The sequence below is a fragment of the Sphaerisporangium sp. NPDC051011 genome, from assembly GCF_040653595.1.
Classification (GTDB): Bacteria; Actinomycetota; Actinomycetes; order Streptosporangiales; family Streptosporangiaceae; genus Sphaerisporangium.
The window spans coordinates 15,301-28,930 of the sequence record NZ_JBFAGG010000010.1 but is presented as its reverse complement, the minus strand read 5'-3'; the positions used below and the strand labels follow the sequence as shown (position 1 = coordinate 28,930).

9 protein-coding genes are annotated in these 13,630 nt (G+C 72.6%); 3 read left to right on the top strand and 6 right to left on the bottom strand.

Annotated features, from left to right (window positions below; all coding sequences use genetic code 11):
* Positions 1-149: 149 nt before the first annotated feature.
* Complete coding sequence (locus AB0H21_RS23135) at positions 150-1,418, bottom strand: transposase (RefSeq protein WP_358519893.1); 1,269 nt, start codon at positions 1,416-1,418, stop codon at positions 150-152.
* Positions 1,419-1,567: 149 nt separating this feature from the next.
* Between AB0H21_RS23135 and AB0H21_RS23130 the strand changes: the two genes are divergently transcribed.
* Positions 1,568-1,714 (top strand): transposase, encoded by a 147-nt coding sequence (locus AB0H21_RS23130; protein WP_358519891.1) that lies wholly within the window; start codon positions 1,568-1,570, stop codon positions 1,712-1,714.
* Positions 1,715-1,972: 258 nt separating this feature from the next.
* Here the strand turns inward: AB0H21_RS23130 and AB0H21_RS23125 are convergent, their stop codons facing one another.
* The 3 genes from AB0H21_RS23125 to AB0H21_RS23115 all read right to left on the bottom strand — a co-directional run bounded on the left by AB0H21_RS23125 (position 1,973) and on the right by AB0H21_RS23115 (position 4,031).
* Entirely contained in the window at positions 1,973-2,593 is a 621-nt protein-coding gene (locus tag AB0H21_RS23125; RefSeq protein ID WP_358519888.1) for a methylated-DNA--[protein]-cysteine S-methyltransferase, read from the bottom strand.
* Entirely contained in the window at positions 2,590-3,246 is a 657-nt protein-coding gene (locus AB0H21_RS23120; protein WP_358519885.1) for a sigma-70 family RNA polymerase sigma factor, read from the bottom strand. Before AB0H21_RS23120 ends, AB0H21_RS23125 begins: the two co-directional genes overlap by 4 nt.
* Before the next feature lie 284 nt (positions 3,247-3,530).
* Positions 3,531-4,031 (bottom strand): methylated-DNA--[protein]-cysteine S-methyltransferase, encoded by a 501-nt coding sequence (locus tag AB0H21_RS23115; RefSeq protein WP_358519884.1) that lies wholly within the window; start codon positions 4,029-4,031, stop codon positions 3,531-3,533.
* 628 nt (positions 4,032-4,659) lie between these two features.
* Here AB0H21_RS23115 and AB0H21_RS23110 point away from each other — a divergent pair.
* Positions 4,660-5,652, top strand: coding sequence for a hypothetical protein (locus tag AB0H21_RS23110; protein WP_358519883.1), 993 nt, complete (start codon positions 4,660-4,662; stop codon positions 5,650-5,652).
* Positions 5,653-5,660: 8 nt separating this feature from the next.
* Here AB0H21_RS23110 and AB0H21_RS23105 read toward each other — a convergent pair whose 3' ends face one another.
* A complete protein-coding gene (locus AB0H21_RS23105) occupies positions 5,661-6,161 on the bottom strand; it encodes a MarR family transcriptional regulator (RefSeq protein ID WP_358519880.1) in 501 nt (166 codons plus the stop codon).
* 393 nt (positions 6,162-6,554) lie between these two features.
* Between AB0H21_RS23105 and AB0H21_RS23100 the strand changes: the two genes are divergently transcribed.
* Positions 6,555-10,706 carry a hypothetical protein gene (locus AB0H21_RS23100; RefSeq protein WP_358519877.1) on the top strand — a complete coding sequence of 1,384 codons (4,152 nt, stop codon included), beginning with the start codon at positions 6,555-6,557 and terminating at the stop codon, positions 10,704-10,706.
* A 69-nt stretch (positions 10,707-10,775) separates the two neighbouring features.
* Here the strand turns inward: AB0H21_RS23100 and AB0H21_RS23095 are convergent, their stop codons facing one another.
* Positions 10,776-13,574 carry a BTAD domain-containing putative transcriptional regulator gene (locus AB0H21_RS23095; protein ID WP_358519875.1) on the bottom strand — a complete coding sequence of 933 codons (2,799 nt, stop codon included), beginning with the start codon at positions 13,572-13,574 and terminating at the stop codon, positions 10,776-10,778.
* Positions 13,575-13,630 lie beyond the last annotated feature (56 nt).

Sequence of the window (13,630 nt, the reverse complement as noted above, 5' to 3'; positions counted from 1 at the left end):
GAGGGCGGTGTCCTCGTCCGCGAAGAAGACGCGGTCGCGAACGTACCCGCCGCGGGCGCGGGCGCGTGCGGCCGAGGGGCAGTCCAGCCGTCCTTGAACTCCTCCCCGGCCTGAAACTGAAGGCCGGAGGTTCTCCCGTCGCGTCGTGGTTAAGCGGCGCGCGGGGGTTGACGCTTCGCAGACCGGGCAGCCCCGAGGTCTCCACGTCCTGACACCACAGTTCCTGCGGCGTTGCGGATGTTGATCGCGGCGTTGGTGTCGGCATGCCCGGTCCACCCGCATCCCGGGCTGGCGCACGAGAACCGGGCGCCAGCCCGGGAGGCCGGGTCGCGGTGCCCGCACCGGTGGCAGGTCTGCGAGGTGCCCGGGGCGGGGACCTTGACCACCAGGCCGCCGCGATCACGGGTCTTGTACTCCAGCAGGGTGACCGTGCGGCCCCACGCCTCGCCGCTTATGGCACGGTTCAGCCCTGCCTTCCGCGTCACGTTCCGGCCGGGGTGTTCGATGGTGCCCTTGGCGGAGCGGACCATGTTCGTGATCTTCAGGTCCTCCACCACGACCACGCCGAAGGTGCCGGCGAGTTCGGTGGTGGTCTTGTGCTGCCAGTCGACGGCTCGGCGCTTGGCTGTCGCGCGGGCCTTGGCGATCTGGTCGTAGGTGCGGGTCAGCCGTTTGGACGTGGGACGGCCGGGAGTGCGGGTGCGGCGCTGGCGGGCGGACTTCTTCTCCAGGCGGCGCAGGTGTTCCTTCTCGCCGCCGGTGAGCCAGGGCCCGTGCTCACGCGGAGTGCCGTCCGACAACGCCAAGGCGACGGTGATCCCCCGGTCGATCCCCACCGCCGGGCCGGGATGGGTGTCCATGACCGCAGCGGCCATGGTCTCGGTCCGGAACACGATCTGCCAGCCGAAGGCGTCCTTGACCAGCCGGGCTCCGGTGATCCGCCCGGCCGGGCCGCCCTTGGTGACGCCGGGCAGGTTCTTGGTCCACCGGAACCGGACCCGCCCGGCCTTGGGCAGGCTGACCGCACCCCACCGCCGGTTGACCCGCTTGATCTGCAGATCGCGGGCCTGGGGCACATCGACAGCGGGCCGGGATCGCACCCGGGCCTTGAACGTCGGGCGCCCCGCGGGGTGATCAGGGTCGAAGAAGTTCACCCACGCCTGCCGGTAGGTCTTCAGCACCGCCTGAGCCGCCTGGGCGGGCAGCCGGCCCATCCAGGCGATCTCACGACGAGCCACCCGGATCGCCTCGTCGCACTCCTTCAACGTCGCCAACCGGCCCTGCCGGAAGGTGGCGTACTCGTGGAGCAGGTTCCACAGCGCGCGGGCGGTGTGCGCCTGACCGTCCAGCACCGCCGCCTGGGCCGTGCTCAACTCCAGGCGGGCGACATGCGCCCGCGTCTGCTTTACCTTCTCCACACCGTGATCGTATCGTTTCGTTGCGTCACCGGGATGGAAACCGGACCCTGATGCGCGCAGCGGGCGGCATGTCGTGCACAGTCTCCACGCCCACGCCGATTTGGTGTTCGTCGCGAAGTATTAACTCGTTGAAGGGGGTTTCGGCTCGGATGCTGCGCAAGGAGCTCGGCGCCCACGTCCGCAAGTACCTGCAGGGTGATCATTTCTGGTCCGGCTCCTACTTCGCCGGGTCGGTCGGCGGGGCCGCGCCGGCCGTGCTCAAGCAATACATCGAGCAGCAGAAACGACCGGTCTGATCGGGGTGGACGCCGGCTCGCCCGGCGGCGAATCGGCTGTTCTTGCCCCGCTACGCGGGACGGTCCGCTTCACCCCCGGCCTGAAGGCCGGAGCACTACGGACGAAACCGGTAGATCTTGTTGCGCCGGTGCCCGCCGAGCGTGCCGGCGACCGGGCTCTCGTACGGCCTGCGGTCCGCGCCCAGCAGGGTGTACGTCTTGGCGTCCGTCATCGTTCCTTCCCGCTCCCGTGCTCGATGGCCACCGGAGGGGTGCGGGTCATGCGGCGGTTTCCAGGGTGAGGAGGAAGTGTTTGGCCTCGGCGCCTCCGGCGTACTGGCCGGCGGTGCCGTCGGAGCGCACGACCCGGTGGCAGGGCACGACGACGGGCAGCGGGTTGGTGGCGCAGGCCGTGCCGACGGCGCGGACCGCCCGGGGGCTGCCGGCAGCAGCCGCGACCTGGGCGTAGCTTTCGGTGTGACCGTAGCCGATGTCGCGTAGGTGCGTGAGCACCGCGAGCCGGAATCCCTTGGACAGCCGCCAGTCCAGCGGGAGGTCGAACCGGGTGCGCCGACCGGCGAAGTACTCGTCGATCTGCCGGCTCACCTCGTCCAGGCGGCGCGGGGCGTTCAGGATGCGGGGGCTGATGCTGCCCGCGAGGTTCGTCAGGACGGCGTCGTGGTCCTGGACGGCGAAGGCGACCTTCACCAGGCCCTCGTCGGTGGCGGCGAGTAGAAGGTCGCCGACGGGGGTTTCCAGGGTGCGGTAGGCGACGTCGAGGATCCCCTCGCGCTGCGCCTGGTCGGCGAGCCGATCCCGCAGCCGGGCCATCGCGGGCCCGTCCTGCGCGGGGATCGCCGCCAGCAGGCTCCCGGGCCGGGGAGCGGACGGAGTCGTCATCGTGCCACTTCCTTTCGTGCGAAGTTCTCGGGCTTTCGCGCGGGCTCTGCGGGACCGGCGCCGCCCACATCACCCGGGCCGCCCACGCCACCCGGGCTGCCCGCGTCACCCCGGCCGCCTGCACCACCCGGGCTGCGAGGATTCTCGGGACCGCCCGGTTCGCTCGGAGAGTCGGGGTTGTCGGGATGGGTGGGATAGGTCGTGCGTAGGGTTTTGATGCCGTCGGCCGCGGCTCTGCGCGCGGCGTCCACCGTCCCGCCGAAGAGGGCGGCGATGTCCTTGTACGGCAGCCCGGCGAGGTAGTGGTAGGCCACCGCCTGACGCTGCCGGGTGGGCAGTGCCTTGAGCGCCTGCCACAGGTCGCCGTCCCAGTCCTCGGGCCGTCCGGTGCGGGCGGGCCGGTCCGGCAGTGCCTCCACGGGGGTGGGACGGCGGGCGGCGGCGCGGGTGGCGTCGATGGCCTTGCGGTGGGCGACCGTCACCAGCCACGCCTCCATGTTCGCGTCGGGCGGCAGGTCCGGGTACGCCTTCATGGCCGAGAGGAAGGTCTCGGACCAGGCGTCCTCGGCGTCGTGGGGCCCGAGGACGGCCCGGCACACGCGCAGCACCATGGGGCCGTACTCGGTCACGATCTGCTCAAAGGGTCGTCGCATGGTCACATCCTGGGGAGTTCCGGCCCGGCGAGGCGTCAGATCGCCCCGCGAAGTGCTCCGAGCCGCCGCCGGAAGGTCTATGGAGCGGTCAGAACATTCCAGGTGGTCTGGAATCTTCCGCGCGCCAGAACAGCGGCTCCCGCAACAGCGGCTCCGGGAACGGTGGCTCCTGGGATGGCGGCCGTCGGAGCGGCGGCCTTCAACTTGGCCTTCAGAGTGGCCCTCAAAGTGGGCTTCAACGTGGCCTTGAAGAGCGCCTGGCAGAGCGGCTTGAAGAGTGGTCTTCAGAACAGTCTCGCCGCCTTCCGTTCGGCCGGCTCCTCCAGGTCGAGCAGGTAGCGCTTGCGCTCCAGGCCGCCCGCGTACCCGGTGAGCGAGCCGTCCGCGGCCACCACCCGGTGGCACGGGACGATCACCGAGACGGGGTTGCGGCCGCACGCGGCGCCGACCGCCTGGGCCAGGGACGCGTCCCCGAGCTCCCGCGCCAGGTCCCCGTACGTCCGGGTCTCGCCGAACGGGATCTCCTCCAGCAGCTTCCACACCTGCCGCTGGAACTCGTTCCCGTGGGCCGCGAGGGGCAGGTCGAAGACGGTCCGCTCGCCGGCGAAGTACTCGGCGAGCTGCCGCCGGACCTCGTCGAAGCCCGACGCGTCGCGGGCGCCGAGATCCTCGAGCTTGGGGCCGCGCTGGTGCCGCTCGAAGTACAGCCCGCACAGCACGCCGTCCTCGGCGACGGCGGTGAGGTCGCCGATCGGTGACGCGATGACCGTATGGGTCCTTGCCATGATCGCGTGGTGCCTTTCCGGTGGGTTCACGGGGTCGCCGGCGCGGCCCCACACCCCGTAGACGCCGGGCGTCCCGGAAACGTGAGATCGCCGGGTGTACCTGGTGAGGCTCGGGGACCGCGCGCCGGATCCCGAGCCCCTGCCGGGCAGAAGGTCCCTGCCTGAGCGGCCGGATCCGATCCGCGCGCATGGCCCGCTCGCCGCTGCCCGTGGAGCCCGCCCTTCCCGGCCGTGGCGTCCTCGGGTTCATGGCGTGCGGCGTGGTCGTCAGACGGGAGGCGTTCCTGGCGAGCGGAGGGTTCGACGACGTCATCTTCTTCTTCGGCGAGCAGGAACGCGTCGCGGCGGACATGGTGTGCTACGTTCCCGGCGTCGTCGCCCATCACCATCCCTCCGGTTGCCCGGGAAGCCGGGCGGGAAAAGGGCCGCGACGGAGGGCGGGTTGTGTGCGATACCCCTTGCGGCGCTGGGGTAAAGGCATTGAAATAGCGATGAATGACCATGCTTGTCAGTAAGTGTCAGAGAGCGACTCGTCACAGTCACAATCGACGCCACCGCCGCAGGACCGCGCCCACCGACGCGGCTTGGATACGCCATCGGCGCGCCATCGGGAGGAAAGGTGGTGTTGATGCGCCACGCGGGGGTGCTCGACGTCGGGTGCCACAGCGCGCTGCTCACCGTGGTCCGGCGGCCGGCCGAGGACGCCGGGCTGGAGACGGTGACGTCCCGCAAGGTCCGCCTCAGGCTGCAGGAGATGCTCGGCCCGGACGGGCGGGTGACCGAGCGCGGGGTGCGCAGCCTGCAACGGGCGGTCGCCGAGGCGATGTGCACGGAAGGCGGGACGCGGGTGCCGGAGGTCTCGGAGGTGTTCGCGTTCGCCACCTCCGTCATCCGGGACGCGCCCAACCGCGACGAGGTGATCGCACGCATCGCGAAGGCCACCGGCACCCGGCTGCGCGTGCTGCCCGCGTTGGAGGAGGCCCGGCTGGCGTACGTGGCCGCCCGCCAGTGGGCCGGCCCGCCCGCCGGCCGCCTGCTGGTGCTGGACATCGGCGGCGGCACCGTCGAGGTCGCCTCCGGCTCCGGCGAGCAGCCCGCGACCGTGCACTCCCTGCCGCTGGGCGCGCGGACGGTCACCCGCCAGTGGCTGCCCGGCGGCGTCGCCCGCTCCACCGGGCATCTGCGCGAGGTGCGCAGGAGCCTGCGCCAGGCCTTCGCCGAGGTGCCGGGGCTGCCGTCGGCGGTGCCCGGAGGGCGCGTGCTCGCGTGTTCCAAGACGTTCCGGCAACTCGCCCGGCTCGGCGCCGCCCACTCCGGCTCGCCCGCCACGCGCCGCCGGCTCACCGCGCGGGCCCTGCGCGCGTCGCTGGCGCTGCTGGCCCGCACCGAGCCCGGCGACCGCGGCCGGCTGCCCGGCATCAGCGCCCATCGCGCCGAGCAGTCGCTGGCGGGAGCGCTGGTCGCCGAAGCCCTCATGCGCGCCTGCGGCGTCACGCGCGTCGAGATCTGCCCGTGGTCCACCCGCGAAGGCCTTCTGCTGGAGCGCCTCGGCGAGGCACACCGCCTCGGCCCGCCCAGGGAGGCCGCCGCTTGGCGTAGCGCGTCCGCTGGTCCCGCGTAGCGCGTCCGCTAGGCCCGGTCGGCGGAGGTGGCGCGGCCGAGCAGGTCGAGGGCCCGCTGGACGGTGGCGATCTCGTCGTCGTCGAGCCGGGCGAGGGCTCCGGCGAGCCAGGTGCGCCGGTCGCGCAGCCGCAGGGCGGTGTCGACGCCCTCGGGGGTGGCGACGATGCGCTTGACGCGGGCGTCCCTCGGGTCGGATCGCCGTTCGACCAGGCCGAGAGCGACGAGCCGGTCGGCCTTGGCGGTGACGTTGGAGGGGTCACAGCCGAAATGGTGGGCGACCTCGCCCATAGACATGCCCTGGACGGCGAAGCCGAGCACCCGTGCCTGGGCCTGAGTGAGCCCTTCCGCCTCGGCGGCGCGATCGAAGTCCAGCAGGTACTCGCCGACGAAGCCGAGCATGGCCGCGCGCACCGAGGCCAGCGCACCGTCGGGCATGTCGACCGGCCGGGCCTCCACGGTGAACGGGCGCCGGCCGGGCAGGTCGTGGCAACGACGTGACGCCATCATTGGTCGACCCCTCATGTTTCCTCGTGGCAGGGGCTCCGCGCGGGCCGTGCCCCAGTGATCGGCCCGCGCGGAGGTGGAGGCCGTCGCCCGGATCGCTCCGGGTGACGTCCGGTCGCCGCCGGGCGTCAGCCGTAGGCGTTGGTGACGTAGACGGCCTGGCTGATGTTGTCGACGTACTTCAGGACCCCCTGAGTGCGTGATCGGCGGAGCCGGCGCCGGTTCTTCCGTGCATGGCCAGCATCCCCGGGGCGGCTTGACACGGGCTTGCCGCCGCGCGCCGGGCCGGTCGGGGACGCGCGGACGTCGCGCGCGGAAGCGTCAAGGGCTTGTCAAGGCGCGGGCCGGATGCTCCCGGTGGCCATCTTGTGGCCTGCCAGACGAGGAGGATTCCAGATGCGCAGAGTTCGCATCACCCGGCGACCGCCGGACGCCGAGGCCGCCGTGCCCCGGCGACTTCGGACGACGATCACACCACGCGAGCGCCCTCGATTCCGCGCCCTGGCCGTCGGCGTCGTCACCCTCGCGGTGACGGCCGGCCTCGGCCTGACCGGCGTCGCGGACGCCGCGCCCCGCGAGGACCCCACGACCCCGGCCGCGGCCCCGCCGAAGGCCGCCGAAGCCGTCACGACCGTCGCCGAGGCCCGCCGGGACGAGCTCCTGCGGCCGGGCTGGCGGGCCTCCGGCGACACGGCCTGGACCACGTCCGGAGACCAGGACGGGCTGCACGTCCTGACCGCCACCGCGCGGTCCGGCTACACGTGGCGGACGATCGCGACGCTGTCCGAGCCCGGCTTCGACGCCGACCAGTGGATCGGCAACGCCTGCCTCACCGAGTCCGGGCGGCGGCTTGTCGTGACGTACGGGCCGAGGACGTTCACCAACAAGACCGAGCTGTTCGGCAAGGGCGGGTTCGTCGCGGTCGTCGAGCTGGACACCGGCGCGGTGCGGAAGGTGGACGCGCAGTCGTCGCTCGCCTACTTCAGCCCGGGGTGCGGCAGCGGCGAGTCGGCGGTCCTGTCGCAGTTCACGGAAAGCGACGAGGGCAAGCAGGGGAAGACGCGGCTGACCAGGATCGACGCCGCGTCCGGACGGCTCGGCACGGCGGCCGTCATCGACGGCCAGCTGACCTCCGCCCTGCCGGTGGGCAAGGAGATCGTCGCCGCCGACAACGGCAGGGTCGTCCGGGTCGACGGGCAGGGACGGCGGCGCGCGCTCGCACCCGCGCGCGGGGTGCCGTTCGAGCTCGCCTACAACGGCGACGGAGTTGTCTACATGGACCGGAACGGCGGCGACGCCCGGCTGTGGCGCTCCGACCTCACCGGAAAGACGGCCAAGCTGGCCGAGGGCGAGCTGACCGCGCTCGGCGTCGGGCGCGGCGCCGGGGGACGGGTGGCCGTCTTCGGCAAGCCGGCCCGCGTGGAAGCCCTGCCCGACCGCGTCACCCGGGTTGACGCGCCGGTGACGGCGGCGCTGTCCAGCGACGCCGAGGTGACGCTGACCCGCGTCGGGTACACCACCGATCCCCGGCTGAGCGCCCCCACCGGCGCCCGCGCGGTCGAGATCAGCGCGACCGTCGCCGCGACGGGCAAGCGGCTCGACTTCCACTTCACCCCCGCGACCGGCGGCGACGGCGCGGGACGGGCCACGCACCCGAAGCTCCGCGCCCCCGGACCCGGCCCGCAGGCCACACCGGACGTGAAACCGGACGCGAAGGCCGGAGCGGACGCGCAGGCGAAACCGGACGCGCAGAGCGGCGCGCGGACCCTCGTGGCGACGCCGTCGCCGACCTCGCCCAGCGACGAGGAGGGCAGCTGCGCGGTCCCGCGCAACGACCCGCGCATCCAGGTCTACCAGCCCAAGCCCCGGCAGGTGGAGTGGGCGGTGGACCAGGCGGTGATGGGCGTGCTGAACGTCACCCGGGAGGCCAACTGGAAGCAGTCGGGGCTGCCCTCGTACACCCCGCAGGGCATGTTCCCCCCGGCGGCGCTCAACGGCTACCCCGGTACGCACGTCCCGCCGCAGGTGATGCTGGGCATCCTCGCGCAGGAGTCCAACCTGTGGCAGGCGACCGGCAAGGTGCTGCCGGGCGAGACGGGCAATCCCCTCATCGGCAACTATTACGGCCGTGTCGCGGGGACCGCGTCCGAATGGACGATCAACTGGGCCAAGGCCGACTGCGGGTACGGGGTCGGGCAGGTGACCGACGGCATGCGCAAGCCGGAGTTCCCCCGATTCGCGGGTGAGCAGCAGTTGCCGGCCAACCAGCAGAAGGCCGTCGCGGTGGACTTTGCCGCGAACATCGCCCGGTCGCTGCGTATCCTCCAGGACAAGTGGAACGAGGTCACCTCCGCGGGCATCGCCCTCAACAACGGGCACCCGTCCCGGCTGGAGAACTGGTACTTCGCGATCTGGGCGTACAACAGCGGCTTCCACGCCAAGGGCGGGCCGGGCGAGCCGTGGGGCGTGGGCTGGGGGAACAACCCGATCAACCCTCTGTTCAAGGCCAACCGCCTCCCGTTCCTGGACGCGACCTACGACGACGCGCGGAACCCGCAGCGGTGGCCGTACCAGGAGAAGGTGCTGGGCTGGGCCGGGCACCCGATCACCTCGCTGGAGGCGCCGGACACCTTCGTCGTCGGGTACCGGGCCGCGTGGTGGGTCAGCGACGACGCGCGGTTCCACGTCTCGCCGCTGCAGAGGGACATGTTCTGCAATGCCAGCAACGACTGCGACCCGGCGGTGAAGTTGCCCCCGCAGGACCCGGACGTGATCAGCGATCCGGCGGGCCCGTGCATGCACGTCGGTCCCCGGGGACGCGACCTCAAGTGCTGGTACCACCTGTCGGCGAGCTGGAAGCAGCCCGACTGCCTCGACTGCGGCAACGAGGTGCTGCGGTTCGACCCGGGGTACGCGTACCAGGCGGACGGCAACAGCTATCCGCCCGTCTGCGCGAACACGCTCGGCGTGCCGGCGTACATCGTGGACGACGTGGCCGACTCGGTGCCGTCGGTGCAGCCGGCGCAACCGGGCGGCGGGCAGTGCCATCCGAGTAACAACAACGGGACGTTCAGCCTGCGGTTCGCCGGAGAGACGCAGAACGGCGTCCTGCGCTATCCCGGGAAGATCGACTTCCATCAGTCCAGCGGAGGGTACGGCAGCCACTTCTGGTTCGCCCACGCCCGCCAGGACCCCGGCGGCATGTGGGTGTCCGGGACCTGGACCATGGACCGGTCGTACACCGGGTGGATGCGGGTCATGGTGCACATGCCCGACCACGGCGCGCACACCCAGCAGGCGAACTACAAGATCTACACCGCGAACGGGGTCAAAACGCGGGTCATCCCCCAGCGGACCCTGCAGAACCGCTGGGTGTCCCTCGGCGTCTTCCCGTTCAACGGCGTCCCCAAGATCGAGCTGACCAACCAGACATACGTCGAGTCGTACACCGGCGAGCACGACCCGCTGGACACGACCGAGGACGTCGCCTTCGACGCCGCCGCGTTCGTGCCGCTCCCCGGCAAGCCGCGCAACGTCGTCGTAGCCCTCGGCGACTCCTTCTCGTCCGGCGAGGGCAGCGGCAGCCTCGGCAGCCTCGTCGACCCCGGTGACCCCTACCTCGCGGGGGTGAACTTCTACCCCGAGAGCGACAACAACGGGTCCAACGGCTACCGCAACGCCTGCCACCGCTCCAAGCAGGCCTGGTCCCGGGCCGGGGTGATGGGCGACTCGTCCGAGCGGATCGGCGTGCGCGAGGACCGTCTCGACGCGAACATGGACTACCACCTGCTCGCCTGCTCCGGCGCCGAGAGCGAGCAGCTCCTGCCGTACCTGACGGCGCCCTGGGACCATCCGTATCCCACCAACGGGGACGGGGAGCGCGGTGCCCCCAGGTTCCGCGAGCCGTCCCAGCTCGACCGGGGGTTCCTGGACGAGAACACGACCCTGGTCACGCTCAGCATCGGCGGCAACGACGCCAGGTTCGCCGACGTCGTCGAACAGTGCCTCTACAAGTCCACCCCGGTCTCCTGCGAGCAGTCGACGCTGGACAAGGACACCGAGCCTCTCGACACGGCGACCCGGCGGCGGATCGACGTGAACGTCCCCCTGTCCATCAAGAGCGTCCTGACGGAGGTGCACAAGCAGGCGCCCAACGCCAAGATCCTCGTGATGGGGTATCCGAAGCTCCTCCCCATCGACAACCTCTGGCCGCTGACCTGCACCATCCCGACCCTCGGCATCCAGCTGAGCGAGCGCAGGTGGCTCTCCGACATGGCCGAGTTGATGCGCACCCGGCAGCTTGAGGCGTTGTCGGACTTCAACAACTCCGTGCACGGCAACTGGGCGTACTTCTCCGACCCCATCGACGAGTTCACGGGCAAGGACATCTGCGGGTTGCCCCCGGGCATCAACTGGCTGGTGCCGGTGAAGGACCCCGGAGACAGTCCGAGCAGGCCCGTGTCCTCCGAGTCCTTCCACCCCAGCATCATCGGGCAGGGCCTCTACGCGGACTCGATGAACGAGACCCTGCGCAGGATGGGCCTGTGATCTGACCCAGCCGGGTCCGGGGTGGGAGCGGAGCCCTCCGCTCCCACCCCGTGCGGTTCACCGGGCGCGTCACACGGCCGTGGCGGCCAGCCTCTCGTGGACCAGCGCCATGTCCGGGTGGTCGAGCTCCTCGAAGGCGTCGAGGGCCTGACGCCACACCCGGCGGGCGCCGGAATCGTCGCCCGCGTCGCGCAGCACGTCGCCGAGCCGCACGAGCGTGTCCGCCTCGAAGTAGCGTTCGCCGACCTTCCGGAACAGGTCCACCGCGCGCTCGTAGCACGAGGCCGCCTGGGCGAGGTCGGGCAGCTTCTGGTACGCCAGCCCGAGCCCGTCGAGCGTCGCGGCCTGCCCGTGGGGGTCGCCGGTGCGCTCGAACAGCAGCAGCGCCTCCCCGCAGTAGTGGATGGCGTGCTCGGGCTCGCCGAGCAGGGCGTGGCTCTGGCCGACCGAGTTCAGCGCCCGCGCCTCCTCCACCGGGTCGTCGATCAGCCTGACCAGGTGAAGCGCCTGCTCGGCGTTCTCCAGCGCCTCCTGGTAGCGGTCCTGCACGCCGTAGAGCCAGCCGAGGTTGTTGTAGCAGCCCGCCTGGCCGCGCACGTCCCCGAGCTCGGTGAACAGCTCCAGCGCGGCGCGCAGGTCGGCCTCCGCCGCCGGGAACATCTTCATCTGCGTGTACGCCGAGGCGAGGTCGCGGTGGCACAGGGCCTGGCCGGCGCGGTCCGCGACGCGCCGGGCGGCGTCCAGGGCGACGGTCTCGGTCTTCGCCCACTCGTCCCAGAACCCGCGCCGGTCGAGGAAGTCGACCATGGTCCACGCGAGCCGCCAGGTGTGCGCGGGGAAGCCGGTCTCCGCCGACCAGGGCACCATCGCCTGCAATACCGGGCGTTCCACGGCGAACCAGGTCATCGCGTCCTCGTAGTCCACGTGCGGCTCCGGGGACGCACCGGGGACCGGCGGCGACAGGCGCAGCGGGTCCGGGCGCGGGTTGATCAGCATCGCCGCCGCGTGCGCGGTGTGCAGGTAGTGGTCGAGCAGCCGGTGCGGGGCGGCGCGGCGCTCGGCCGCGCCGTCACGGGCGGCGAGCTCCTTGGAGTAGGCGCGGAGCAGGTCGTGCAGGCCGAACCGCCCGGGGACGTGCTCAGCGACGAGGTGGGCGGCGGCCAGTTCGGCGAGCAGTTCGCGGGCCCGGCCGTGCGGAAGCCCGGCCAGGGCGGCGGCGGCCCGCGTGGAGATCTCCGGCCCCGGGTGCAGCGCCAGCAGGCGGAACAGGCGCGCGGCCGGCGTGCCGAGCGTGCGGTACGACCAGGAGAACACGCCCCGCACGTCCGTCGCCCGGTCCTCCCCGGCGAACGGGTCGAGTTCGGCGCGCGCGCCGCGCACCTGCGCGACGAGCCCGGCCAGCGGCAGGTCCGGCGCGGTCGCCGCGCGCGCCGCCAGGACGGCGAGGGCGAGGGGCAGCCGCGCGCACAGCGCGATCAGCTCGTCGGCAGCGTCGCCCTCGGCCGCGAGCCGTGACTCGCCGAGGCGGGCGGCCAGCATCTGCCGCGCCTCTCCGGGCGAGAGCAGGCCGATCGTGAGCGGCTGCGCGCCTTCGGCCGCGACGAGCCCCGCGAGGGGATCGCGGCTGGTCACCACCACCAGGCACCCCGCCCCGCCGGGCAGCAGGGGACGGACCTGCTCGGCGTCGCGCGCGTTGTCGAGCACCACCAGCACGCGCCGTCCCGCCAGAACGCTGCGGTACAGCCCGACGAGCGCGTCCAGGTCCTGCGGGATCCGCTCGGGCGGGGTGTTCAGCGCGCCCAGGAACCGGCGCAGCGCGTCGGCCGGGTCCACGGGCGCGGCGCCCGGGTCGAAGCCGCGCAGGTTCACGTAGAGCTGCCCGCCCGGGAAGCGGTCCCGCACCTGGTGGGCCCAGTGGACGGCCAGCGCCGTCTTGCCCACCCCGGCGGTCCCCGACAGGCAGGCGACGGCCATCGACCCGGCCTCGGCGAGGACGGCGTCGAGCCGGGCGACCTCGGCCGCGCGTCCGACGAAGCGCGGCACGTCCGGCGGTAGCTGCGCGGGCACCGGCGGGCGGACGCGCACCACGGCGGGGGCGGCCGGTTCCGGCGCGCGGGGGTGGAGCGAGGCGTCCCCGCCGAGGATCATCTCGTGCAGGCGGCGCAGCTCCACGGTGGGTTCCAGGCCCAGCTCGCGGCCGAAGTGCGCGTGCGCGCTGCGGTACACCGCCAGCGCGTCGGGCCGGCGGCCGTCGCGGTACAGCGCCAGCATGTACGCCCGGATCAGTTTCTCCCGTACGGGGTGCTGCCGCACCAGGTCGGCGAGCTCGGGCAGGAGTTCGCGGTGCCGGCCGCAGTCCAGCTCGGCCTCCAGGCAGGATTCGAGCGCGGACAGCCGCAGCTCCTCCAGCCCGAGGCCGACGCGGTCGCGCATCCGCTCGGTGGCCACGTCCGCGAGCAGCGGGCCGCGCCAGTAGGACAGGGCCTCGCGCAGCAGCCGGGTCCGGTCGCCGGGGTCGGCCGTCCGGCGGGCCTGGCCGACGCGCTCCCTGAACCGGTGCACGTCCACGGCGCCGGGGTCGGTCTCGGCGAGGTAGCCGTCGCCGCGGCGCAGCAGCCGGAACCCCCGCGCGCCGGAGCGGTCCGGGTCCAGCGTGCCGCGCAGCCGCGCGACGTGGCTGTGCAGGACGCCGCGCGCGTTGTCAGGCGGGTCGTCGTCCCAGAGCAGGCTCAGTAATCGGCTGACCGGGACGGCCCGGCCGGTGTCGAGCAGAAGCAGTCCGAGCAGGCATCGTTGTGCCCGCCGCCCTAGAGTGAACTGGCCGTCGGCGTGCCAGACCTCGATGGGGCCGAGGAGCCGGAAATCCATGTTGACCTCCCCGCCCGCCTGACGCCCGCTCCCGTAGGGCGGCGGCGGGTCATCGA